At 39.7% G+C, this 21787-nt stretch carries 27 protein-coding genes; 14 read left to right on the top strand and 13 right to left on the bottom strand.

Annotated elements, in window-relative coordinates; genetic code table 11:
* The first annotated feature begins 7 nt into the window (after positions 1 to 7).
* Positions 8 to 607, top strand: a complete 600-nt coding sequence (locus MTT29_RS00975; protein WP_148788617.1) for an outer membrane beta-barrel protein — start codon at positions 8 to 10, stop codon at positions 605 to 607.
* A 68-nt stretch (positions 608 to 675) separates the two neighbouring features.
* Here MTT29_RS00975 and MTT29_RS00970 read toward each other — a convergent pair whose 3' ends face one another.
* Positions 676 to 1155 (bottom strand): N-acetyltransferase family protein, encoded by a 480-nt coding sequence (locus tag MTT29_RS00970; RefSeq protein WP_429799491.1) that lies wholly within the window; start codon positions 1153 to 1155, stop codon positions 676 to 678.
* Positions 1155 to 2258, bottom strand: a complete 1104-nt coding sequence (gene nusA / locus MTT29_RS00965; RefSeq protein WP_012139939.1) for a transcription termination factor NusA — start codon at positions 2256 to 2258, stop codon at positions 1155 to 1157. The genes MTT29_RS00970 and nusA overlap by 1 nt, the downstream gene beginning before the upstream one ends.
* Before the next feature lie 172 nt (positions 2259 to 2430).
* Between nusA and MTT29_RS00960 the strand changes: the two genes are divergently transcribed.
* From MTT29_RS00960 to MTT29_RS00925, 8 genes are all read left to right on the top strand, one after another.
* Positions 2431 to 2673 (top strand): HP0268 family nuclease, encoded by a 243-nt coding sequence (locus tag MTT29_RS00960; RefSeq protein WP_002941786.1) that lies wholly within the window; start codon positions 2431 to 2433, stop codon positions 2671 to 2673.
* A complete protein-coding gene (gene miaB / locus MTT29_RS00955) occupies positions 2673 to 3974 on the top strand; it encodes a tRNA (N6-isopentenyl adenosine(37)-C2)-methylthiotransferase MiaB (protein WP_109146372.1) in 1302 nt (433 codons plus the stop codon). Before MTT29_RS00960 ends, miaB begins: the two co-directional genes overlap by 1 nt.
* Positions 3955 to 4734, top strand: coding sequence for a lysophospholipid acyltransferase family protein (locus MTT29_RS00950; protein ID WP_429799490.1), 780 nt, complete (start codon positions 3955 to 3957; stop codon positions 4732 to 4734). Before miaB ends, MTT29_RS00950 begins: the two co-directional genes overlap by 20 nt.
* Positions 4724 to 5170 carry a hypothetical protein gene (locus MTT29_RS00945; RefSeq protein ID WP_429799489.1) on the top strand — a complete coding sequence of 149 codons (447 nt, stop codon included), beginning with the start codon at positions 4724 to 4726 and terminating at the stop codon, positions 5168 to 5170. Before MTT29_RS00950 ends, MTT29_RS00945 begins: the two co-directional genes overlap by 11 nt.
* Before the next feature lie 60 nt (positions 5171 to 5230).
* A complete protein-coding gene (locus tag MTT29_RS00940) occupies positions 5231 to 6235 on the top strand; it encodes a hypothetical protein (RefSeq protein WP_429799488.1) in 1005 nt (334 codons plus the stop codon).
* On the top strand, positions 6232 to 6753 hold the full coding sequence (locus tag MTT29_RS00935; RefSeq protein ID WP_002941847.1) for a membrane protein: 522 nt from the start codon (positions 6232 to 6234) through the stop codon (positions 6751 to 6753). Before MTT29_RS00940 ends, MTT29_RS00935 begins: the two co-directional genes overlap by 4 nt.
* Entirely contained in the window at positions 6746 to 7282 is a 537-nt protein-coding gene (locus MTT29_RS00930; RefSeq protein ID WP_002942078.1) for a hypothetical protein, read from the top strand. Before MTT29_RS00935 ends, MTT29_RS00930 begins: the two co-directional genes overlap by 8 nt.
* 284 nt (positions 7283 to 7566) lie before the next feature.
* Positions 7567 to 7881: a winged helix-turn-helix domain-containing protein gene (locus tag MTT29_RS00925; RefSeq protein ID WP_429799487.1), complete on the top strand. Its 315-nt coding sequence runs from the start codon at positions 7567 to 7569 to the stop codon at positions 7879 to 7881.
* 44 nt (positions 7882 to 7925) lie between these two features.
* Here MTT29_RS00925 and MTT29_RS00920 read toward each other — a convergent pair whose 3' ends face one another.
* The 4 genes from MTT29_RS00920 to MTT29_RS00905 are packed head-to-tail and all read right to left on the bottom strand — an operon-like array spanning position 7926 to position 10886.
* Entirely contained in the window at positions 7926 to 8549 is a 624-nt protein-coding gene (locus MTT29_RS00920) for a tetratricopeptide repeat protein (protein ID WP_429799486.1), read from the bottom strand.
* A 12-nt stretch (positions 8550 to 8561) separates the two neighbouring features.
* Positions 8562 to 9221 carry a tetratricopeptide repeat protein gene (locus MTT29_RS00915; RefSeq protein WP_429799485.1) on the bottom strand — a complete coding sequence of 220 codons (660 nt, stop codon included), beginning with the start codon at positions 9219 to 9221 and terminating at the stop codon, positions 8562 to 8564.
* A gap of 10 nt (positions 9222 to 9231) precedes the next feature.
* The gene (locus tag MTT29_RS00910; protein WP_429799484.1) at positions 9232 to 10572 is read right to left on the bottom strand and encodes a dihydrolipoyl dehydrogenase family protein; all 1341 of its coding nucleotides are present in this window, start codon (positions 10570 to 10572) and stop codon (positions 9232 to 9234) included.
* Complete coding sequence (locus MTT29_RS00905) at positions 10569 to 10886, bottom strand: type II secretion system protein (protein WP_429799483.1); 318 nt, start codon at positions 10884 to 10886, stop codon at positions 10569 to 10571. The genes MTT29_RS00910 and MTT29_RS00905 overlap by 4 nt, the downstream gene beginning before the upstream one ends.
* A gap of 77 nt (positions 10887 to 10963) precedes the next feature.
* On the opposite strand from MTT29_RS00905, the gene MTT29_RS00900 reads away from it, so the two are divergent.
* Positions 10964 to 11515, top strand: coding sequence for a tetratricopeptide repeat protein (locus MTT29_RS00900; RefSeq protein ID WP_429799482.1), 552 nt, complete (start codon positions 10964 to 10966; stop codon positions 11513 to 11515).
* Positions 11516 to 11915: 400 nt separating this feature from the next.
* Here MTT29_RS00900 and prfB read toward each other — a convergent pair whose 3' ends face one another.
* Positions 11916 to 13016, bottom strand: a complete 1101-nt coding sequence (gene prfB / locus MTT29_RS00895) for a peptide chain release factor 2 (protein ID WP_148814656.1) — start codon at positions 13014 to 13016, stop codon at positions 11916 to 11918.
* A 120-nt stretch (positions 13017 to 13136) separates the two neighbouring features.
* Here prfB and panC point away from each other — a divergent pair, with 120 nt between their 5' ends.
* The 3 genes from panC to tilS are packed head-to-tail and all read left to right on the top strand — an operon-like array spanning position 13137 to position 16260.
* Positions 13137 to 13958, top strand: coding sequence for a pantoate--beta-alanine ligase (panC, locus tag MTT29_RS00890; protein WP_429799481.1), 822 nt, complete (start codon positions 13137 to 13139; stop codon positions 13956 to 13958).
* A gap of 2 nt (positions 13959 to 13960) precedes the next feature.
* Positions 13961 to 15271: a 30S ribosomal protein S12 methylthiotransferase RimO gene (rimO, locus tag MTT29_RS00885; RefSeq protein WP_429799480.1), complete on the top strand. Its 1311-nt coding sequence runs from the start codon at positions 13961 to 13963 to the stop codon at positions 15269 to 15271.
* The gene (gene tilS, locus MTT29_RS00880) at positions 15268 to 16260 is read left to right on the top strand and encodes a tRNA lysidine(34) synthetase TilS (RefSeq protein WP_429799479.1); all 993 of its coding nucleotides are present in this window, start codon (positions 15268 to 15270) and stop codon (positions 16258 to 16260) included. The genes rimO and tilS overlap by 4 nt, the downstream gene beginning before the upstream one ends.
* A gap of 34 nt (positions 16261 to 16294) precedes the next feature.
* Here the strand turns inward: tilS and MTT29_RS00875 are convergent, their stop codons facing one another.
* The 6 genes from MTT29_RS00875 to gmhB all read right to left on the bottom strand — a co-directional run bounded on the left by MTT29_RS00875 (position 16295) and on the right by gmhB (position 21388).
* Positions 16295 to 16423, bottom strand: coding sequence for a hypothetical protein (locus MTT29_RS00875; RefSeq protein WP_021089606.1), 129 nt, complete (start codon positions 16421 to 16423; stop codon positions 16295 to 16297).
* Positions 16424 to 17477: 1054 nt separating this feature from the next.
* Positions 17478 to 17873: an SseB family protein gene (locus MTT29_RS00870; RefSeq protein WP_009294047.1), complete on the bottom strand. Its 396-nt coding sequence runs from the start codon at positions 17871 to 17873 to the stop codon at positions 17478 to 17480.
* A gap of 1 nt (position 17874) precedes the next feature.
* Positions 17875 to 18444, bottom strand: a complete 570-nt coding sequence (gmhA, locus tag MTT29_RS00865; protein WP_429799478.1) for a D-sedoheptulose 7-phosphate isomerase — start codon at positions 18442 to 18444, stop codon at positions 17875 to 17877.
* The gene (gene rfaE1 / locus MTT29_RS00860) at positions 18419 to 19837 is read right to left on the bottom strand and encodes a D-glycero-beta-D-manno-heptose-7-phosphate kinase (protein WP_429799477.1); all 1419 of its coding nucleotides are present in this window, start codon (positions 19835 to 19837) and stop codon (positions 18419 to 18421) included. Before rfaE1 ends, gmhA begins: the two co-directional genes overlap by 26 nt.
* Positions 19830 to 20819, bottom strand: coding sequence for an ADP-glyceromanno-heptose 6-epimerase (gene rfaD, locus MTT29_RS00855; protein WP_429799476.1), 990 nt, complete (start codon positions 20817 to 20819; stop codon positions 19830 to 19832). The genes rfaE1 and rfaD overlap by 8 nt, the downstream gene beginning before the upstream one ends.
* On the bottom strand, positions 20816 to 21388 hold the full coding sequence (gene gmhB, locus MTT29_RS00850; protein WP_429800437.1) for a D-glycero-beta-D-manno-heptose 1,7-bisphosphate 7-phosphatase: 573 nt from the start codon (positions 21386 to 21388) through the stop codon (positions 20816 to 20818). The genes rfaD and gmhB overlap by 4 nt, the downstream gene beginning before the upstream one ends.
* 35 nt (positions 21389 to 21423) lie before the next feature.
* Here gmhB and MTT29_RS00845 point away from each other — a divergent pair, with 35 nt between their 5' ends.
* A complete protein-coding gene (locus MTT29_RS00845) occupies positions 21424 to 21726 on the top strand; it encodes a c-type cytochrome (RefSeq protein WP_009294052.1) in 303 nt (100 codons plus the stop codon).
* The last annotated feature ends 61 nt before the right edge of the window (positions 21727 to 21787 follow it).

Raw genomic sequence — 21787 nt, 5'->3', positions numbered from 1 at the left:
AGTAAAAATGAAAAATGTAGTTTTAAAAGTTGCTTTAGGTTTAAGCCTAGCTAGTGCCGCTGCTTTAGCGCAAGGAGCGTTTGTTGGGGTTGAAGGAGATTATTCTTTTAATTCAAATTTAACAGCAAAAAGCGACAATGGCAAATCAAAAGCTAAAAAAGCACAACCCGGTCTTGGCATAAAAGCTGGTTATGACTTTGACGTAGCTAGAGTTTATGGAGCTTACATATATGACTTTCAAGCCAAAAAGTCACTTGGTGACGAAGATGGCACAATAATAAAATGGAAAACTCATAAATTTATAGTTGGAGCTGACTATACTCCGAGCGTAGCAAAAGATCTAAAACTAGTTCTTGGTGGCTATACTGGTTTTTCAAAGCTTAAAATGGATGTATTTGACACGCATGATGGCTCTGAAAAAGGCAACGCAACTGGCTGGATACTAGGTGCAAGAGTTGGCGCCGAATACTCTATAAATGAAAACAATGCAGTTGAGTTTGGTCTAAAGGCTGATAGAACAAAATATCGCTCTATAGCAAAATATGATAATGCAAAAATAAAAGAGACAAATGTCGGTCTTTATATGGGATATACATATAAATTTTAATAATTCGCGAGCTCAAATTTCAAAGCAAATTTGAGCTTTTAGCCAACTACCATACTTTTAGAAATAAGCTATAAATTTAATAAATTTTCTAAATTTTCGCCGTCTAAGCGGTAGGTTCTCCACTCAAGAGATTGATTTTTAGCGCCCATGCTTTCATAAAATTTGATGCTTGGCTCATTCCAGTTTAGGCAGCACCACTCAAGCCTTTTTAAATTTTCATCCTTGCAAATTTGAGCTAGAAATTTAAAAAATGCCTTGCCGATGCCTTGATTTCTAAACTCTTTTTTGACGTAGATGTCCTCAAGGTACATTCCGCCAAGCCCTAAAAATGTAGAAAATGTGTAAAAATAGATAGCATAGCCAATAGCCCTGCCCTCACTCTCGCAGATAAGGGCTTTTGCGTGATTTTTATTAAAAATGGAGTCTGCAAAAATTTCATTTGTAAAAGTTACTTGATCGCTCATCTTTTCATAGCTCGCAAGCTCTCTTACAAGCTCACAAATCACGTCTATATCGCTCTCAGTCGCTTTTCTTATTTGAAATTTCATTAGTTATCACCAAAAAGAGCTTTTAGATCCTTGACCATTTCGCCATTTTCGCCGCTGCTGCTAGTTTTTGAACCAAGCTCGTTTAGCTCGATCTCATAGCCAGTTAGCATGCTTGCAAGGCGGATATTTATGCCGTTTTTGCCGATCGCCTTACTCTTTTGCTCGCTCGCAAGTGTCACGATCGCCTTGTTTTCTTCAATCTTTACAGATGTGATGATCGCAGGTGCCATAGCGCGAGCTACCAAGATCGCTGGCTCGGTGGTGTATTCGATCGCATCGATGCTCTCACCATGAAGCTCTTTGCTTACGGCATTTATCCTAACGCCCTTTGTGCCAACGGTTGCGCCGACTGGATCAATGTTTGGAGTGGTTGAGATGAGTGCTACTTTCGCCCTTTCTCCAGGGATTCTTGCACTTCCTTGGATAATGATGCCACCATCTTTTATTTCAGGCACCTCTGAAGTTAGCAGCGCCTCAAGAAATTTAGGTGAAGTCCTTGAAAGTTCGACCTTTATGCCTAAATTTTTATCTGTAAAAACTTTTCTAATGACCGCTTTTACCACGTCGCCTACTTTAAATTTCTCACCTTTTATGCGGTTTTTACGTGGCAAGATGGCACGAAGCTCGTCTATCTCGATAAATGTGTTTTCATCGTTATCGACTCTGACAACTGGTCCAAAGACCATGTGACCGCTCATTTCGTTATATTTTTGTAAAATTTTCTCTTCTACTAGGCGCTGGATGTGATACTCAAGCTCTTTGTGAAGCGTTTGAGCTGCGGTTCTGCCAAGGTTATCAAGGCTTAGTTCGTAAGTTAGCTCATCGCCGATCTCTACGCCACTATCTATCTTTTTAGCCTCTTTTAAGCTTAAAAAGTGCTCATTGTCTTCAGCAAGCCTCTCATCGTCGTTTGCTACGATTGAAATTTTTTGATAAAGCTTTAAATTTTTATTAGCATCGATGCTCACGTCATACTCATAATTTTCGCCATAAACCCTTTTTGCAGTGTTTATCAAGGCTCTTATGACGCGCTCTTTTACATCTTCTATCTCTAAATTTTTCTCATTTGCAATTGACTCGATGATATCTGAAATTCTTTCCATTTTTTCTCCATTGTGACGATAAATTTCGGGGATTTTTCGTGAAGTTTTGAAATTATACATAAGCCATACTTTTAATAACATTAAGCTTGTTATTAACTTTTATTTAATCCTTTTTTTATGATGATTTGGGTATATTGACCGATTAAAATTTAAGATTTTGAAAGGATTAAAAATGGAGCTAAAACTTGCAAGAGCCGAATTAGACGCAAAACCAAAAACTATTTCATTAGAAAAGATAGAGGCAGCTGTCGAAAAAGAGGGTCAGAAAATTTTCTATTTTGATAAAGAAAACACACACAAACAACTAATCGCCTTAGTCGAGCACTTTGAAGAAAAAGGGCTAAGCGTTTATCACAGAACCGTAAAATACGGGCTTGATGATAGCGATTATATGTATGAAGTGCATATACTTTAATGAGTAAAAAACTCTTTATCCAAACTCTAGGTTGTGCTATGAATGTTCGTGACAGCGAGCATATCATAGCCGAGCTCTCACAAAAAGAAGACTACTCCTTAACACAAAACATCGAAGAAGCTGATTTAATCCTTATAAATACCTGCTCAGTTCGTGAAAAGCCAGTTCATAAGCTCTTTAGCGAGGTCGGAGCCTTTGAAAAAGCCAAAAAAAGAGGTGCAAAAATAGGCGTTTGCGGCTGCACTGCAAGCCATTTGGGTAGTGAAATTTTTAAGCGCGCACCTTATGTTGATTTTGTCCTTGGCGCAAGAAATGTTAGCAAGATCACAAAGGCTGTAAATACGCCTAAATTTATCTCAACCGACATCAACCATGACGAGAGCGAATATGCATTTGGCGAATTTAGAGGCTCACCATACAAAAGCCATATCAACATCTCGATCGGCTGCGACAAAAAGTGCACCTACTGCATCGTCCCACACACCAGAGGCGATGAAATTTCCATCCCCTCAAGCCTCATCTTAAAAGAGGTAGAAAAGGCCGCAAAAAGCGGCGCAAAAGAGATATTTTTACTAGGGCAAAATGTCAATAACTACGGCAAAAGATTTTCAGGCGTGCAAGAAAATATCGATTTTAGCGACCTATTAGTAAAGATAAGCGAGATAGATGGCGTTGAGAGGATAAGATTTACAAGCCCACACCCACTTCACATGGATGATAAATTTCTTGAAATTTTCACAAATAACCCAAAAATTTGCAAGTCTATGCACATGCCACTTCAAAGCGGAAACACCAAAGTTTTGCGCGAGATGAAGCGTGGATACACAAAAGAGTGGTTTTTAGACCGTGCACTAAGACTTAGAAAAATGTGTCCAGATGTTAGCATCTCGACTGATATCATCGTCGCATTTCCAGGCGAGAGCGAAAGCGAATTTGAAGATACGATGGATGTGCTTGAGCAAGTTAGATTTGAGCAAATTTTTAGCTTTAAGTATTCGCCTCGTCCGCTTACAAAGGCAGCTACTTTTGCAAATCAAATAGATGATAAAACCGCTTCAGAAAGGCTAACACGTCTGCAAAATCGCCACAGTGAAATTTTAGACGAGATCGTGGCGGCGCAAAAAGATAAAATTTTTGATGTCTATTTTGAAGAGTTAAGGGCAAATGGCGGCGTTGCTGGGCGAAGTTTTAATAACTTTTTAGTTCAAGTTGATGGTAGCGAGGAGCTTCTTGGCACTACGCAAAAAGTCAAGATCACAAACCCAAAACGAATGGTTTTGTATGGCGAGCTGCAATTTTAAAAACACCCTTGAAAAGGTCGCCCTAAATGTTGGCGTCTTTTTCATCTACATTTTGATATGGCTCATTTTTCTAACCTGCAAAAAGAGCTACACTCCAAATTTTTTACCACAAAATGGCTGCGTCGTCGTCTTTTGGCACGGCAGACTTAGCTTTATGAGCTTTGCTTACAGACGCTGGTGGAGCAGCCAAAACAGAAAACAAGGCAAGGTGATAATAAGCGACCACAAAGATGGTGAGCTCATCACCAGAATAATCAAATTTTTTGGCATCGGCACCATTAGAGGCAGCAGCTCAAAAGGCGGTGCAAGGGCGCTCATAGAAGCCCTAAGAGAGATAAAGCAAGGCCACGACGTCATCATCACACCAGATGGCCCACGCGGACCAAGACACAGCGTCGCAGACGGAGCTGCTGTGATCGCACAAAAGTCATCTTGCGAAATTTATGCTCTAAATTTTGAAGCAAACTCGTTTTGGGAGTTTAAAAGCTGGGACAAGATGATACTTCCAAAGCCATTTTCAACTATAAATTTTAGCCTCTCAGCCCCTTTTAGCGTGGCAAATTTAGAGCAAAAAGAGGCAAAAGAGAAGATACAAAATGAGCTTTGGCAAGCCTCACAAAATGACGGCGGCAAGAGTGTGCTACAAAATAAAGAGGACTTTAGGTCAAATTTAAAAATTTGGTGGAAAAAATATGCGCATAAAAATCCGCAAATAAGTGATGAGATAAGAGAAATTTTGGACGAAATTCATGAAAAATAAAATTTCTATCTTTATAGCCATTTTTATAATAGCCTTGTTTGGGCTATTTTTTTACAGCGACAACTCCTATAAGCTCGCTCTTGAAGCGAAATTTTACTACGAGAGCAAAGAGTACGAAAAGGCTCTAAATTTAAGCCAAAAAGCCCTTGATCTTGACGCCTACAACAAAATGGCCGCCACCACGCTAAATCAAAGCAAGGCAGCTATGAAATTTAGTTCATACATAAAAAACGGCAAAGAGTATTTAGAGCGCATCAAAAAAATAAGCCAAAGTGGCGTCAGCAAGGCTGATAATGAGCGCATCAAAATGATGTGTGATGTGATGATAGAGGATTTTGAAAGCTTAAGAAATTCTGCTTTGCTTGATGATGGCCTAAAAAGCGAAGCTCTAAAGATGAAAGAGGCGTTTGCTAAACTAAAAAACGAGCTGTTTTAAAGTTATTTAATCCCTTTTTAGCTAACATATCAAAAATAATGCACTAAATTTAGGAGAGTTATGTCTTTTAGCATCAGAAAGCTTTTTTCAAACCTTTTCTTGAGCGTCGTGATCGAGGGCAATGAGTGCATTTTCTACGGTCAGGTCTTTAGAAATGGCAAGCTTATAAAAACCACAAATGCTAAATTTACAGACATAAGCATCGAAAATGTCGATGAAAAAGTTTTAAAATACATAGAAGAGCAAGAAAAGGCCTATTTTGGCGTCTATGTTTCGCTCTTTTTTAACGACGACTCACAAGGTGCGCTGCCTACTGCTAACTTTGACGAATACAAAAAATTTAACATCAACACGCAAAATTTAACCAGCCTTGTGATGCAAGATAGCTGGAGTATATATGCAAATTTAAATGCTATAAGAAGATATAAAAACCTCTTTGGGCAAGGCAGCGTCGATCTTATCTACTCACCTATCGCCCTGCTCTTTCACGAGCTTTTAAAGCGTGGAATTTCACCTAAAACTACGCTATATCTCTACATCCACTCGCACTCTTTTGCGCTTGCGATATTTAAAGATAAGCAGATGAAACTCTCTACATTTTTAAATATGAGCGACGCTGAAGAGGGCAACGAAGAGATCGAAAGTCTAAAAGAAGAGGATATAACAGACATCGACAATCTCATCGTCAAAGAAGAAGATGGCGCAACGGCGCTTGATGATTTTAAGAGTTTGGATGATTTCTTAAGCGATGATAAGCCAAAAGAATTTGAAGATCTAAACTACGAGCTAAATATGCCAACTTCGACAAACGTCGAGAAGTCGGTGGCGATCTTTGGGCGTGATATGAAGATGTTTGACTACATCGCAAAGGCAATGAAAGAATTTTATGAAAATCCAATCTACGGCGGCGATTTTATCGAGCAGATCATCGTTTTTGAAAATACAAAAACAAGTGCTACATTTTTACAATACCTGCAGTCTGAGCTGTTTGTGGAGACTTCGGCCTATCCGATCAACACAAATCACATCATGAATGAGATCATGCAAGAAGAGATAACACTATGAAATTTAGCTTCATCACTCCAGAACCAAGACCGCTTCTATCTATCTTTAGTAAGCTCTGGCTAAGCCTTATTGGCTTTGTTTTTGTGGTGCTTTTGGTGGCAAATTTCTTCATCGTTTATAAAAACTACTCAACTAAGAAAAATATAGAATTTCTAGCAAACGAGCAAAAAGAGCTTAGCCAAAAGATAGTCACCACGGATGAAATTTCAGCCAAACTTGCCGTGCAGATAGACTCGGCAAACGACATCTTTACGTCAAATTCTATCCTAAAACAAAGCCTACATAACCTTTTTGACCTTGTGCCTGATAGCATCACGCTTGAAGAGGTCTTTATGGATAAAAACTCGCTCATAATCCGCGGTATAACGCCAACAAAAGATGTCTTTAACCAGCTCTTAGCATCACCACTAAGGTCGATTTTTACCACGTCAAATACTAGTTTTTATCAGAGCAAAAACGGCTGGTACGGCTTTATAAGCACAAATAAGATTGATAATTCTGAGGGATATAATGAGTAAAAAAGATACGAGCTTAGAAAAAATCGACCCTGTAAAGCTTTTACTTTTTATATTTGCTTTTATCATAGTTTGCTTCATTATGATATTTGGCTTTATCGTGCCAAATATAAAAGAATTTAAAAGCCTCTCAAGACAAAACTACTCGCAAACCTCATCATATACGAAGGTGAAAAACGAATTTGAAGCTAAATTTAAAGCGCTTGAAGCGACAAGACAAAAAGATGGTGCTATCATCTTGGCCTATGATACAGCTTTTGATAAGGATAAATTTATAAATTTCGCATCTCAATTTTTTAGCGAGGTAAGCCTTAGTAAGATAGAAGAAGGCGAAAATAACGCAACTGAGAAGTTCTTTAGATACCGCCTAAACGTCACCAGCTCACTTAAAACTCCTCAGAAATTTTATGACTTTTTAGACGCTCTTAGCAGCTACGATAGCATCATAAAAGCAGAATTTCCTATCGTGATGAAGGGCGAAAACGACAAGATCCACACAACTTTTAACATAAAAGTTTTTGGGTTAAAGTAACCAAGTTTAATAAATTTCTCCGCATCAAATTTAAAATTGCTGTGCCCTTAACAAAGGTATGGATATAAAAACCAGCTAGAGCCACCACCATGTTGCAAGGCGCCAAACAAGCTCTTACACGCAGATACTGACGCACAAAGCAAGGTTATAAAACTATATAAAGAGCTTCTAAGTCAAAATATCATACCAAGCCATGTCATACTCTTACTCGATAGGTGAGGCTGACATCACTATATACTTAGACATATAACCACCATTAAAGAGAGCTTCAAACTACGATCATAATGGCAACAAAAGATCTTTTTGAAAGTAGGATCAAATTTAAAGAAATTTATGAATACGATACGACAAGCAAACAGCTTTTCAAAAATGGTGAAGAGGTGCAGATGCCAAAAAACGAGGCAAAACTCTTCTTTTTGCTTGTGAGTAATATAGAAAAAGTTGTAAGTTATGAAGTGATAGAAAACTATGTCTGGAGCGAGAAGTCGATGAGTAACGAAGCGCTTAGAATGACTATCAATAAGATAAGGGCAAAAACCGACACCGATCTCATCAAAAACATCTCAGGTGTAGGATATAAACTTAGCGGATCAAACTAAATTTAACTTTGTGTAGCTTTTATAAATTTAAGCTACACAAATTCTTACTTTTTATCCACGCATTTGCCAAGTTGGCAGGCTCTTTTATAAAGTGCGTCTGCCTTTGCTTCATCGCCGCTTAGCTTTGCAAGCAAAAAGCATGACTGAGCATACTCAAGTTCACAGCTCTTTGCCAAAAGCTTTAAAACTCTAGCCTCGGCCTTAGTTCTATCTATCTTATGAGTTTTTAAATTTTCGCTTTCGATGTAGGACTTTAGCCCCATGGCCTCGTTGTAGCAGCCTACTCCGTCGCCACTATCGCAAGCTAGTTTATAAAGCTTTAGAGCTTTTTCGATATCTTTTTGCTCATCGACTAGCCCTTGCTCGTAAATTTGACCCAAATTTGAGCAAGCCGTCGCAAGCCTAGCGTTGCAAGCCTTTTCGTAGTAGCCTTTTGCCTTTACGAAGTCCTTTTCGTTGCTAAAATTTACAGCTAGGTTGTTGCAGTCGATGCTATTCCCGCTCTCGCAGTTTTGCGCCATCTTCTCTTTTTCAAGCTCAAGACGCTCCACCCTAGCCTCCTCATCACTTTGCCAAAGGCCAAAGCTAACCATCTTTTGCCACGACCAGCAGCCACTTAGCATAAAGCTAGCAGCTACGATAAGCCCGAAATTTAAAACTTTTTTCACTTATTTTCCTGCTTACATGCCTAGCTTTGCGCCAAGTCTTTTCATCTGTGGGCACGCCTTGTTTAGACCGCGAAAGCAAGCGACTTTGTAAATTCCATAAGCTCTCTTTTCATCCTTGTTCATGCCAAGACCTAGCTCATACATCGCGCCGATATTTGCGCAGCTTGGCAGATCTCCAGCGTTGCAAGCATTTGTGTAGGCCTCCATCGCTAGGTAGTAGTCTTGTTTTACGATCTCGCCTTTGCGGTAGGCGTTGCCTAGGTGGTAGCAAGCCTGTGTGCCGCCGCTGTTGCAGCTATCTTTGTAAATTTCGACCGCTTTTTTTGGATCTTTTTTTACGCCAAGACCGTTTTCATAGAGCGTGCCAAGGTTTGAGCAAGCAAGCTGCACCTTCGCATCGCAAGCCTTTTTATAGTTTGCGTAAGCGTTGTCATACTCTTTCATAAGCTCAAAATTTACGCCCAAGTCGTTGCACGCTTCAGCATCGCCACTCTCGCACTTTGGTGTTAAAAGATCGATAGCATTTTTTGAAATTTGCTCTTTGTTTTGCACCACCTTTTCGTCCTTTGGCTGTTGCCATGAGTCATCTTGTTTTGGCGTATCCCCGATGCCGATGACATTTAAGCAGCCTGTGAAAAATAGAGCAGTTAAAAGTAGTAGATATTTTTTCATTTTTGTCCCTTTAGTATTGTCCAAACAAGTCATTTAGGGCTTCGCTGATGCTTGGGTGAGTGAAAATTTGGTTTTTAAAGAAATTTGCATTTGCTTTTAAATTCATAGCGATCGCGATCTCGTTTATGATCTCATTTGCGTAGATGCAGTGAAAGCTCGCCCCTAAAATTTCGCCACTACTTGCTTCAACGATCGCTTTTAGCATACCCACATCGTGATTTAGCACCTTTGCTCCTGGCACTGCTGCCATGCTAAGCTTTAGCTCCTTGAAATTTAGCCCAAGCTTGCTAGCTTCTTTTGCATTCACGCCAACTCTTGCTAGTGGAGTGTCTGTAAATAGCACATTTGCGTGGATGCTTCTGTTTTGTGTGGTGCGTTTTTTATCGCCAAAAATTTGCGAGAAAACTATCCTAAAGTCATCCAAACTAGTGTAAGTAAAAAGCTCTCCGCCACGCACGTCGCCCACTGCGTAGATGTTTGATACATTTGTTTGAAGGCGCTCATTTGTCTTTATAAAGCCTTTTTCATTTAGCTCAACACCAGCTGCTTTTAAATTTAGATCATCTAAATTTGCCACCCTACCAAGCGCCACCAAGAACGCATCTGCCTTGATGATCCTGTCTTCACCGTCTTGTTTGAAATTTAGCGCATTGTCTTTTAGGCTCTCTATCTCGCAACCCTCTAAAATTTCGATACCCTGCACGTTTAGCGCATCTTTCACGCTGTTAGCTATATCTTCATCTTCGTTTTTTAGAAGTGGTGAGCGTCCAACAATAGTCACTTTTGAGCCAAAATTTGCAAACATCGATGCAAACTCGATGCCGATGAAGCCGCTGCCAACGATGACAAGATGCTTTGGCATGATTTTTAGATCAAGCAAAGTTTTGCTTGAAAAGACGTTTGAGTTTGTTATCTCAAATGGTGCATACGCCTCTTTTGAGCCAGTGTTTATGATGATGAACTCACCTTCAACGACTTTTTGCTCGCCGTTTGAGGTTGTAACTAGGACGCTATTTTTATCTTTAAACGAGCCGACACCATCGATCACGTCTATATTTTCTTTATCATTTAGCATCGCGTAGTTTTTAGAATTTAAAGCTGAGATTAGCTTATTTTTGTTTTCGATGCTAAGCGTGTAATACTCGTTTTCAACGCTATTGTCTGCATATATCGCCTCTTTTGCAGCTGTGATTAGGCGTTTTGTCGGTATGCAGCCCACGTTTATGCAAGTGCCTCCATACATCTTTGGCGATCTCTCGATTAGCGCGACCTTTTTGCCAAGCGCAGCAGCCTTTACAGCTAGCGTTTTGCCAGCCTTACCAAATCCAATAATAACAATGTCATATTTCATTTAATTTTTCCTATTATGTAGTATGTAGTTTCGTTTATCTTTTTGATATCCATTTTGTATTTATTTGCCCAGCTTTTGATGATCTCATCAACCCGCTCTTTTATCTCTTTGACGGTCGCAACGTTTTTTATCTTTAACCTATCCTCGCTCCCGCTCATCGCTACAAAGCAAAGGTGTGGCTTTAAATGATCGTTTAGCTCGATCACACTCTTTGGCAAAAGGCCGTCAGTGTTATTTAAAATTCTACGCATATGCTCAGTGGTCGTTTCATCTACGTTGTAGCCAAGCTGTGTCAAAAGTACGTTATGATCCATATCGTTCCTTTTTGCTTAAATTTGCGATCATTATAAGATAAAATTCGATAAAATCGCCTAAATTTTCAAGGACAAATATGAAAAAATTTATCATTTTTCTATTTAGCTTTTTGCTATTTTGGGGCTGCTCTGTTGAGCAAATTTCACAAAATTTAGGTCTTAGCGAGCCACCACTTGATCCTGAAGTAGAGCAGATAGCAGACGCCATCTACTTATATAACGAGGGCAACTATCCAAAGGCTTGCAAGAGATTTTACGACTACGCAAAAGATGGCAACGTCCTAGCCATGCAGCAAACTGGCGTTTGTTTTCGTGATGGCAAAGGCTTTAGCAAGGATATCTTAAGGGCACTTTTTTGGTTTGAGACAGCTGGCAGATACGGCAACATAGATGGTCTTAGAAGCGCCGGATATATCTATGAGTACGGCCTTGGGGTCAATAAAAATTTAGAAAAAGCGATATATTTTTACGAAAAAGCCACAAGCCTTGGCTCAAGTGAAGCTAGCTACGATCTAGGGCTTATATATCTTGGCAAAAACGACTATAAAAAAGCGAGAATTTATCTTGATGAGGCTTGCTATCACGCCAAAGAAGAAGCCTGCATGAAGCTAAAAGAGATGAAATTTTAGTTCTTAATTAGTTTCAACAGAATTTAGAGCTGAATATCCGATCAAAATCACACTTGCTATCATAAGAACAGATACAAAAATTCCCATTTTTATCCTTTATTTTTTTAAATCTTTTATCTCTTTTAATATCTTTTTAGACTTTGCGTTGCCAAGCAATATCAAAATCAACAAGCCGACTGCACACATGCAAACACTATAAAATTCTAGCTTATCAGCATAGTCTTTGTAGTGTGTAAAAATCCAGCTAATAAGGCCAACCAGTATTGTAACAAAAATTCCGAGCCAAAATTTTAGTATGCCCAAGCGCTCTTTGGCTACATCTAATTTTTGGAATTATCTTTTTTTGAATAGCCTAAAGCATTTTAACGCATAAATTTAACAACTAGCTATATTTTAGCTCCTACGCCTCAGCCTTTTGAGCGATCAAGACGCCCTCTATCATCTTTTTGATATCCCCATCAAGTATCGCGTCAGTTTGTGAGTATGCCTCGCCGCTGCGGTTGTCTTTGACCTGCTGGTATGGGAAAAGCACGTATGATCTTATCTGGTGCCCCCAGCCGATCTCGCTCTTTTCGACGCTATTGCTCGCCTCTTGCTGTTTCATCAGCTCAAGCTCGTAAAGGCGTGATTTTAGCATTTTCATCGCTGTGGCTCTATTTTTGTGCTGGCTGCGGTCATTTTGGCACTGCACGACGATGCCAGTAGGTATGTGCGTGATACGGATGGCTGATTCTGTTTTATTTACGTGCTGACCGCCTGCGCCACTGGCTCTATAAGTGTCTATCTTTAGATCTTTTTCTTCTATCTCGATCTCTATATCATCATCTACTTCAGGGCTTACCATGACGCTAGAAAAGCTAGTGTGGCGGCGTCCTGCGCTATCAAATGGGCTTGTGCGAACGAGCCTGTGGATGCCATTTTCTGCCTTGAAGTAACCATAAGCGTTTTCGCCTTTTACGATAAAGCTCACATCCTTTAGTCCTGCCTCTTCGCCCTCTTGAAAGTCCAAAGTCTCGACCTTAAAGCCCTCACGCTCACAAAATCTAAGATACATCCTATAAAGCATGCTCGCCCAGTCATTGCTCTCAGTACCGCCAGCTCCAGGGTGGATCGATACGATCGCGTTTTTGCCATCATCCTCGCCACTTAAAAGCATAGAAATTTCTAAATTTACTATCTTTTCATCTAAATTTTTAGCATCTTCAAAGAGAGAATTTATAGTCTCCTCATCATTTTCAGAATTTGCTAACTCAAATAGCTCCTTAGCGTCGCTAACTGCTTGGTTGGCGTCACTAAATTTAGCAAGCATGTTTGAAATTTTTGTCTTTTCTTTATTTAATGCCCCAGCTCTTGCGATATCTTGCCAAAAGCTAGGGTCTTGCTCTATGGCCTCGATCTCTTTTAGCCTAGCCTTTATCTCGTCAGGCTTTACGATAGAGCCTATGTTTTCAACTTTTGTTTGTAGCTTCTTTAAAAGCTCGTTGTATTCGTAACTATCCAAGTTTTTCTCCATAAATTTTTGCCGATTTTAGCCAAAAGTTGCTTACATTTTTAAATTTACGCCCTTTTAATCCTTTTTTGTTACAATGCCAAGTTAAAATTTAGATAAAAAGAGTCAAATATGCAAATCATAAGAACTATAAAAGAACTTGAGGAATTTGTCTCAAACGCAAGCGGCAAGATCGGTTTTGTCCCAACAATGGGCGCACTTCACAACGGACACGTTAGCCTTATAAAAAAATGCGTGAGCGAAAATGAGATAAGCATCGTCTCAACTTTCGTAAATCCAACTCAATTTCTACCAGGCGAAGACCTAGAAAAATACCCAAGAAAAGAGCAAAGCGACATCCAAATTTGCGAGCAAAACGGCGTTAGCGCTATCTTTATACCAGACGAAAAAGAGCTCTACTTTGAAGACGAGCCTCTCATCGTCGCTCCAAAGAAATTTTCAGCCATTTTAGAGGGCAAAACTAGGCCAGGACACTTTGACGGCGTCTTAAGAGTGTTAAACAAGCTATTTCGCCTAACTCGTGCAAATAGCGTCTATATGGGCAAAAAAGACACCCAGCAGCTCATCATCGTGCAAAATATGATAAAGACATTTTTCCTAAACATCGAGCTAGTTGCCTGCGATATCGTTAGAGAGCCAGACGGTCTAGCGCTTTCAAGCAGAAACGTCTATATCTGCGACGAAGATAAATGCAACGCGCTAAGGCTTTCAAGATCGCTAAATAAAGCGCTAAATTTGATCCAAAATGGTGAAGAAGACGCGAGCGAGGTCAAGGCAAAGATGCTTGAGGTGCTTGAGCCACTAAAGGTCGATTACGTCGCGGTTACGGATAGAAATTTAAATGAAATTTCAAAGGTAGAAAAAGGCAACACCATCATCTTAGTAGCCGCCTTTGTAGGCAAAACTAGGCTAATAGACAACATCTGGATCTAAAAATGCCAAAACTTCATCTAATCTCGCTTGGTTGTAATAAAAATTTAGTTGATTCTGAGATCATGCTAGGACGCTTGCAAAACTACGATATCACGGACGATATCAGCGACGCCGACGTCATCATCGTAAATACCTGCGGCTTTATCAAATCTGCCAAAGAAGAGAGCATCCAAACCATACTTGAGATGCACGAAGCTCGTAAAAATAGCTCTTTGCTAGTAGTGACTGGCTGTCTTATGCAGCGCTACAAAGATGAGCTCATAAAAGAGCTACCTGAAGTCGATCTCTTTACCGGCGTGGCTGACTATGACAAGATCGACGAGATCATCTTGAAAAAGCAAAATTTATTTAGTCCAGAAACTTATCTGCAAGCAAATGAAGAGCGCGTAATAACTGGCTCAAACTACCACGCCTACATCAAAATTTCAGAGGGCTGTAACCAAAAATGCAGCTTTTGCGCGATACCGACATTTAAAGGCAAGCTAAAATCACGCTCGCTTGAAAACATCGTAAATGAGGTTAAAAATTTGGTCAAAAAAGGCTACTACGACTTTAGCTTTTTGTCCCAAGACTCAAGCTCTTATATGCGCGATCAGGGCGTTAGCGACGGGCTAATAAATTTAATAGACGAGATAGAAAAGATAGAAGGCGTAAGGAGTGCTAGGATACTTTATCTCTACCCAAGCACGACCAGCAAAGAGCTCATTTCGCGCATCATCGCTTCGCCTATCTTTCACAACTACTTTGACATGCCTATCCAGCACATCAGCGAAAATATGCTAAAGATAATGAAGCGTGGAAGTGGTGCTAAAAAGATAAAAGAGCTTTTAAATTTGATGAGAAATGCCGAAAATTCATTCTTACGAACTGGCGTCATCGTGGGACACCCGGGCGAGAGCGAGGAGGATTTTGATGAGCTTTGTAAGTTCTTAGAGGAGTTTAAATTTGATAGAATTTCCGCCTTTGCCTACTCAAAAGAAGAGGACACAGCCTCTTTTGAAATGGAGCAAATCCCAGCCAAAATCATCTCAAAAAGGCTAAGCAAGATAGAAAAGATAACTAAAAAAGCGATAAATGAAAGCTTGCAAAAAGAGCTTGGTAAGCAAATTTACGCATCTCTTGAGGGCATTAGCAGCGAGGGTGAGATGTTTTACGCTGCCAAAAAAGATATCTGGGACAAAGATATAGACGGCGAAATTTTGATTAATGAAAGCGACGTAAAAGAGCTTGAGATCGGCTCGCTCTACCTTTGTGAGGTTAGCGACGTGGTTGATCAAAAACTAGTCGCAAGAATCATCAAAAAAGCAAAATGATAAGCCAAAATGTGCTTGGTAGGCTAAGCTCGGGCGCAAACCTACTTGCCTTCTCGCACGGCATCGATAGCACTGCACTTTTTTACATTCTACACGAGGCTGGGGTCAAATTTGATCTAGCCATAGTCGATCACAACGTTAGAAAGCAGAGTAAAATTGAAGTTGAGAGTGCCAAAGAGCTTGCTAGCAAATTTGGCAAAAAAATCTACATAAAAAGCGTAAATTTAGATAGATCAAATTTTGAAAAAAATGCGCGCGAGGCGAGGTATGAGTTTTTTGGTGAAATTTGCCAAAAATTTGGCTATGAAAATTTGATCTTAGCGCATCAATTTGACGATAAATTTGAGTGGTTTTTGATGCAGCTTGGCAAGGGCGCTGGGCTAAAAGAGCTCTTTGGCATGAGCGAGCTTGAGAAAAGAAAACACTTTTGGCTAATTAGACCGCTTTTAAATTTACGCAAAAAAGAGCTACAAAACTACCTTGACGAACGAGATTTGTGCTACTTTGTCGATGAGACAAATTTAGAAGGCAAGCTTAAAAGAAGCTTTGTGAGGCTAAATTTTAGTGAGCCATTTTTAAACGAGTACTTTAGCGGCGTGAAGAAAAGCTTTGAGTTTTTGGAGGCTGATAGGCAAAATCTGCTGCCAAATATCACAAAGATAGATGATGAAATTTTCATTATAAAAAATAATAGTAACGTCGTTCGTGGCGTCGATATGGCTGCAAAAGAGCTAAATGTGCTTTTAAGCAAGGCTCAAAAAGATGAACTGAGCGCAAATTTAGCAAAGCAAACAAGTGTGGTGCTAAGTGGCAAGATCGCCGTTGGCTACGCTAATGAATTTGTTTTAGTGACACCATTTTGTAAAGCCGTAATGCCAAAAATATTTAAAGAAAAAGCTAGAATTTTAAAGCTCCCAGCGATAAATAGAGGCTATTTATTTGCAAAGGGCGTTCAAATAGAAAACCTTTCTAAATTTTTTAGCAAATAGAGCGTTTTAGTCTGTAAATTTGATCTACTAAAGGTTAATTTAAACTTTTTATCACCAAATTTTCTACAACAATCTTAACAAGTCTGCAAAAATTTAAAATTTCTATCTGCGAATTTGATCTACAAAGATCAAATTTAAAACTAAATTTTACTCCAACTCTCAAGCTAGAGCGCCCACAAACATTAATAATTAGAGTAAAACCGTGAATTTGATTTTAGTTATTTTATCTCTGAGATAAACTGCTTTTGCATTTAAATTTAGAGTATAAAGGCAACAAATTTGACCCACAAAAGAGTGAATTTTAAAGCTCAACCAGTAAATTTTACCTTTACGATATTTACACTAAAGCGTTAAGCCTGCAAAATTTAAAATTTCTATCGGTAAATTTATTTATTTTTAGTTTATTACAACTATTTTTTGGGCTTAATTTTAGCTATAAATTTAATCTGAAAAGTAAAATTTAAAGCCTTAAGCAGCAAATTTACTCAGGTTTTCAGGTAAATGTCCGCTTCAACCTTAGCAAATACAGCACTAGACCTGTAAATTTTCTATGCTGAAAGTCAAATTTAATCCATTAAGAGCCAAATTTAAAGCATCATCGAATAAATTTAATTTCACAGCTGTTTTAAAACAGCCCAAAAACTCATCTGCGATGTAAATTTCTCAAGCAAAAAACTATAAAATTTATGCACATATCTTTGCTGCAGGATAGCAACCAATCTTCAAAATTCAAAGCGCCCTTTTGGCTTTGAAAATCGTATATTAAATTTAATCTTACTACCAATAATAAAAGCGTAAATTTGATATATGAAACTAAGTTTTATAAACGAGATAATGAATTTTGCAGCTCATTAAATTTAAGCTCAGTTATAAATTTTAGTCTTAGCTTATGTGGTTATCAATCTCTCTAGTAAAAGCTAAAGTTACGTATCACTAGAGTGCTAAAATATAAATTTGAAATTTTCAGCCAATAAGCATTTAAAAATTAATAAATTTTTGTGGTTCATTAAATTTAAACCCTCATACAAATTTAGCCTCAACTCATCTCTAATATCAAATTTAATAAACGCGCTCAAAAAAGTTAAATTTATAAATCAGCGCCAGTCCCAGCAAAGCTAGCCCATAAAACAAAATCAAACAAGCCAGCAGTTTAAATTTACCTCATCAAAGCCATTTGCATAAAATAATACATAAAATTTTATAAATTTTATTACGCACTAAGCGAGGATTTTCTCTATCAGCTCTCTTTTTAGCACAAAGTCATAACTAAAAGCATCCACAACGACGCCAGCATAACTGCTCTCTTTTAGCATCGCAAGATACTCCTTTAGGCCTATCTCAATGCTCTCTTGCTCGCTGTCGTTTCGCCAAAGCTTCATCGCCTCTTTGCTAGTAAATGCCGGAAAATAGCTAAGCTTCTCGCCCTCATCTTCAAGCAGGATAAATTTGATATTTGAGCCCTCCTCCTCATAAACTACGCCGCCATCAGGCTTTGCAAGTGCTTGGTTTAAAAGCACTGGAGCAAAAAAAGTAGCCTTTTTTAAAGCCGATATCAAATTTATCTCATTTTTCTCGCTAGGATCACTTAAAAATTTATCCATCGCTTCTTGCATTTTAGCCCCTAAAAGCCTCATCTACAGCTTGGCAGATCGTGTGTATGAAAAAGATGTGTGACTCTTGAATTCTTGCTGTATCGCTTGAGCTAACGACTAAATTTAGATTGCAACCTTCATTCATCGCACCACCGCCTTTACCGCTAAGCCCAAGCACTGATGCGCCCATTTTCTTGGCACTTTTTATAGTTTCAAGGACGTTTTTGCTGTTGCCACTCGTTGAGATCGCCACGAGCAAGTCGCCTGACTGAGCTAAGGCCTCAAACTGGCGTGAGAAAATGTAGTCAAAGCCGTAGTCGTTGCCAATAGCTGTAAGTGCCGAAGTATCGGTAGTTAGCGCGATGCCAGGTAGTGGCTGGCGCTCGCTTTTATATCTGCCAGTTAGCTCAGCTGCGAAGTGCTGTGCGTCCGCCGCAGAGCCGCCATTACCGCAAATGAGCACCTTTTTGCCATTTTTTAGCGTATCAGCCACCATCTGGCAAGCACGCTCTAAGCTGTCAAGTAAATTTACATGCTCGCTAAAGGTCTTTTGGTGAGCCTCGAGCTCATTTTTTATCATCGTTTTTAGCATCTTTTATCCTTTTTATTATCCCTGTTGTGCTTTTGCCCTCGACAAAGTCAATCAGCCTGACCTCTTTTACGATCTGGCTGCCAACGACCTCTTTGCCCTTGTAATCAGCCCCTTTTACAAGCACGTCTGGTTTTATCTTTGTTATTAAATTTAAAGGCGTATCCTCATCAAATATCACGACATAATCGACAAATCCAAGCCCACTTAGCACGCAGGCTCTATCATCTTGCGAGTTTATAGGTCTAGCCTCGCCTTTTAGCCTCTTAACTGAAGCGTCAGAGTTTAGCCCGACAACCAAAAGATCGCCAAGCTCCCTTGCACGGGCTAAGTATTTTACGTGTCCAGCGTGCAAGATATCAAAGCAGCCATTTGTGAAAACGACCTTTTTCTTGCCCTTTTGGCTCAAAATTTCCTCTAACTCTTCAACGCTTTTACGCTTGTGCTCGAAATTTGCTCCAAATGAGCTATTTAGCAGCTGCTCGATCTCACTAAAGCTAGCCGTTGCGCTGCCTATCTTTGCCACGACGACGGCTGCTGCGAGGTTTGCTATCTTTATCGCCTCTTTTATATCAGCCCCGTTTGCTAGCATGTAGCCAAGTGTAGCTAGCACCGTATCTCCAGCGCCAGTGACGTCAAAGACCTCTTTTGCTTTTGCCGCAAAGATGTGCAGCCTGTCGTCATATAGCGCGATGCCCTCTTCTGAGATCGTAATGATCGAATAGGTCAAATTTAGCTCGTCTTTTAACTGTTTTATCGCCTTTTCAAGCTCGGCCTTGTCTTTTATCTTTAAATTTGTAGCCTCGCTCGCCTCTTTTTTATTTGGCGTTAGAAGGGTTGCGTTTTTATACTTTGAGTAGTCGCTGCCTTTTGGGTCTATGAGAACTGGTATTTTTAGCCTCACGCACTCGTTTATGATCTCTTGGCAGACCTTCTCGCTAAGCACACCTTTACCGTAGTCGCTTAGCAAGACAGCCTTGAAATTTGCAAGATTTTCTTTTACTTTTAAGACAAGCTCATCTTCTAAATTTATCTTTACAACGCTCTCTTTATCGATCCTGACAACTTGCTGGTGTGATGCCATGATGCGGCTTTTTATCGAGCTTTCACGCCCTTTTTCAGTAAGGATGAGCTCATCTTTTACATTTAGCTCAGCAAGCCTCTCTCTTATCTTTTTGCCAGCCTCATCATCTCCTAAGACGCTAGCCACGCTCACATTTGCGCCAAGAGAGAGTAAATTTCTCACCACATTTCCAGCGCCACCAAGCGTGTAGGTTTCGTTATTTATCTTTACCACCTGCACTGGCGCCTCAGGCGAGATGCGATCACAACTACCCCAGATGTAGTGGTCCAGCATGAGGTCGCCGACGACTAAAATTTTAACTCTCTTAGCCATTTAGCTCTTCCTTGTAAATTCTCTTTATCTCTGGCAAGTAGTCTTTTATCGCCTCTTCCAAGCTCCAAGTAGCGCTAAAGCCAAATGCCTCGCGAGCTGGGGCCACGTCAGCCTCTGTGTGAAACTGATATGAGCCGATAAATGGGTTTTTGATATATTCGTTACCTAAATTTACGCCGATCTCGCGTTGTAAGATATCAGCGATATCTTGAAAGCTTCTTGCCTTGCCAGTAGCTGCGTTATAGACGCCACTTGGTGCGTCAAGCGCTTTTATATTTGCGTCAATGATATCTTTTATATAGACAAAGTCGCGTTTGATCTGGTCGCTGCCCTCAAAGAGCCTTGGGGTCTTGCCAGCTAAAATTTGCAGTCCAAACTGAAGCACCATCGAGGCGGTTTTGTTTTTAAAAAACTCGCCCTTGCCAAAGACGTTAAAATATCTCAGCCCAACCACGCTTACACCGCGTTTCGCGTAAATTTTATTGATATTATCCATGCTTAGTTTACTGAAGCCATAGACGTTATTTGGTGCTTCGCACTCGCCGACGGTTTGTGGGCTCTTTGCGTTGCCATAAGTCGCCCCTGAGCTAGCGTAGATCATCTTTGCGCCCAAACTCTCGCAGATATCAAGCAAATTTACAAAGGCATTTACATTTGTTTTTATTAGCTCGTCTTGCTCTTTTACGGTCGTGTCTGAGATCGCTGCTTCGTGGTAGATGACGTCTGGACGAAAGCTTTTTATCTTCTCAAGCGTGCTAGGGTCGTTGATATCGCCAGCGTAAATTTCACCCTTAAAGCCAAGCAAATTTTTAAAATGGCCAAAGCTTTTTAGGTTGCCATTGCTAAATGTCTCGTCGTTTCTAAATTTATCCACGACAAGCACGTGAGTGTCTTTGTAATTTTCATCAAAATAGTGCGCCAAAGCTGAGCCGATAAAGCCAGCGCCGCCAGTTATAACTATCTTTTTTCCGTTTAAATTCATAGTGATTTTTCCTTTTTTAGCTTATTTAAAACATCTCTTACATCTTTAAAATTTACGCCATCAAGCAAGAAATTTCTACCCACACCTGCCCTTTTGCCAGCCTCGACGTCGCTTGGCTTATCGCCTATCATTAGCGAGTTTTCAAGGTCGATGTTAAACTCTTTGCAAGCATCAAGTATCATTTTTGGATTTGGCTTTCTGCAGGTGCATTTTTGCTCTGGAGCGTGCGGGCAAAAATAGACTTTGGTGATAAAAATTTGCTCTTTTTTAAAGCTTTCTAGCATAAATTTGTTTAGAGCGTCAAACTGCTCCTGCGTGTAGTAACCCCTGCCGATGCCTGATTGATTTGTCACGACAAAGAGCTTGTAGCCAGCCTCAGCAAATTCCCTCAACGCATCAAAAATACCATCAATAAATTTAAAGTCCTCAATCTCACAAACGTATCCAGCGTCTTCATTTATGACACCGTCTCGGTCTAAAAAAAGTGCTTTGTTGGCTGTTTCTTTTATCATTTGGTGATTATAGCCAAAATATTTTAACCAGCCCCTTGCAAATTTACATTTTTGTATTATAATGCCAGCACGTTTTTTAAAAAGGATGACAAATGAAAAAACTACTAATCGTTTCAAGTGTTGCAGCACTACTTTCAACTGCTGCTTTCGCTGCAGATGGCGCTACTATCTATAAAAAATGCGTTGCCTGTCATGGCGCTAAAGCTGAAAAAGTTTTCAATAACAAAGTTCCAGCTTTAACATCACTTGATGCAGCAGCTATCGAAGCAGCTCTAAAAGGCTACAAAACAGGAGCAAATAAATTTGGTCTTGGTGCTATGATGAAACCTATCGCTACTCCAATGAGCGATGAAGATGCAAAAGCAGTAGCTGAATACATCCAAACTTTAAAATAATCATAGGGGCGCTCGCCCCTTTTTCTACAAATTTAAACTCACACCAGATTTTAAAATCCTT

Origin of the sequence: Campylobacter concisus (assembly GCF_050447485.1) — a bacterium.
GTDB lineage: Bacteria > Campylobacterota > Campylobacteria > Campylobacterales > Campylobacteraceae > Campylobacter_A > Campylobacter_A concisus_BQ.
Note: the sequence above shows the minus strand (reverse complement) of the source record. Positions and strands in the feature narration are given on the sequence as shown.

What these genes read in the sequence shown, in the direction of transcription:
- MTT29_RS00975 (WP_148788617.1), top strand. Translation starts at nt 8, where the DNA reads ATGAAAAATGTAGTTTTAAAAGTTGCTTTAGGTTTAAGCCTAGCTAGT.
- MTT29_RS00970 (WP_429799491.1), bottom strand. Translation starts at nt 1,155, where the DNA reads ATGAAATTTCAAATAAGAAAAGCGACTGAGAGCGATATAGACGTGATT.
- nusA (WP_012139939.1), bottom strand. Translation starts at nt 2,258, where the DNA reads ATGGAAAGAATTTCAGATATCATCGAGTCAATTGCAAATGAGAAAAAT.
- MTT29_RS00960 (WP_002941786.1), top strand. Translation starts at nt 2,431, where the DNA reads ATGGAGCTAAAACTTGCAAGAGCCGAATTAGACGCAAAACCAAAAACT.
- miaB (WP_109146372.1), top strand. Translation starts at nt 2,673, where the DNA reads ATGAGTAAAAAACTCTTTATCCAAACTCTAGGTTGTGCTATGAATGTT.
- MTT29_RS00950 (WP_429799490.1), top strand. Translation starts at nt 3,955, where the DNA reads ATGGCGAGCTGCAATTTTAAAAACACCCTTGAAAAGGTCGCCCTAAAT.
- MTT29_RS00945 (WP_429799489.1), top strand. Translation starts at nt 4,724, where the DNA reads ATGAAAAATAAAATTTCTATCTTTATAGCCATTTTTATAATAGCCTTG.
- MTT29_RS00940 (WP_429799488.1), top strand. Translation starts at nt 5,231, where the DNA reads ATGTCTTTTAGCATCAGAAAGCTTTTTTCAAACCTTTTCTTGAGCGTC.
- MTT29_RS00935 (WP_002941847.1), top strand. Translation starts at nt 6,232, where the DNA reads ATGAAATTTAGCTTCATCACTCCAGAACCAAGACCGCTTCTATCTATC.
- MTT29_RS00930 (WP_002942078.1), top strand. Translation starts at nt 6,746, where the DNA reads ATGAGTAAAAAAGATACGAGCTTAGAAAAAATCGACCCTGTAAAGCTT.
- MTT29_RS00925 (WP_429799487.1), top strand. Translation starts at nt 7,567, where the DNA reads ATGGCAACAAAAGATCTTTTTGAAAGTAGGATCAAATTTAAAGAAATT.
- MTT29_RS00915 (WP_429799485.1), bottom strand. Translation starts at nt 9,221, where the DNA reads ATGAAAAAATATCTACTACTTTTAACTGCTCTATTTTTCACAGGCTGC.
- MTT29_RS00910 (WP_429799484.1), bottom strand. Translation starts at nt 10,572, where the DNA reads ATGAAATATGACATTGTTATTATTGGATTTGGTAAGGCTGGCAAAACG.
- MTT29_RS00905 (WP_429799483.1), bottom strand. Translation starts at nt 10,886, where the DNA reads ATGGATCATAACGTACTTTTGACACAGCTTGGCTACAACGTAGATGAA.
- MTT29_RS00900 (WP_429799482.1), top strand. Translation starts at nt 10,964, where the DNA reads ATGAAAAAATTTATCATTTTTCTATTTAGCTTTTTGCTATTTTGGGGC.
- panC (WP_429799481.1), top strand. Translation starts at nt 13,137, where the DNA reads ATGCAAATCATAAGAACTATAAAAGAACTTGAGGAATTTGTCTCAAAC.
- rimO (WP_429799480.1), top strand. Translation starts at nt 13,961, where the DNA reads ATGCCAAAACTTCATCTAATCTCGCTTGGTTGTAATAAAAATTTAGTT.
- tilS (WP_429799479.1), top strand. Translation starts at nt 15,268, where the DNA reads ATGATAAGCCAAAATGTGCTTGGTAGGCTAAGCTCGGGCGCAAACCTA.
- MTT29_RS00870 (WP_009294047.1), bottom strand. Translation starts at nt 17,873, where the DNA reads ATGCAAGAAGCGATGGATAAATTTTTAAGTGATCCTAGCGAGAAAAAT.
- gmhA (WP_429799478.1), bottom strand. Translation starts at nt 18,444, where the DNA reads ATGCTAAAAACGATGATAAAAAATGAGCTCGAGGCTCACCAAAAGACC.
- rfaE1 (WP_429799477.1), bottom strand. Translation starts at nt 19,837, where the DNA reads ATGGCTAAGAGAGTTAAAATTTTAGTCGTCGGCGACCTCATGCTGGAC.
- rfaD (WP_429799476.1), bottom strand. Translation starts at nt 20,819, where the DNA reads ATGAATTTAAACGGAAAAAAGATAGTTATAACTGGCGGCGCTGGCTTT.
- MTT29_RS00845 (WP_009294052.1), top strand. Translation starts at nt 21,424, where the DNA reads ATGAAAAAACTACTAATCGTTTCAAGTGTTGCAGCACTACTTTCAACT.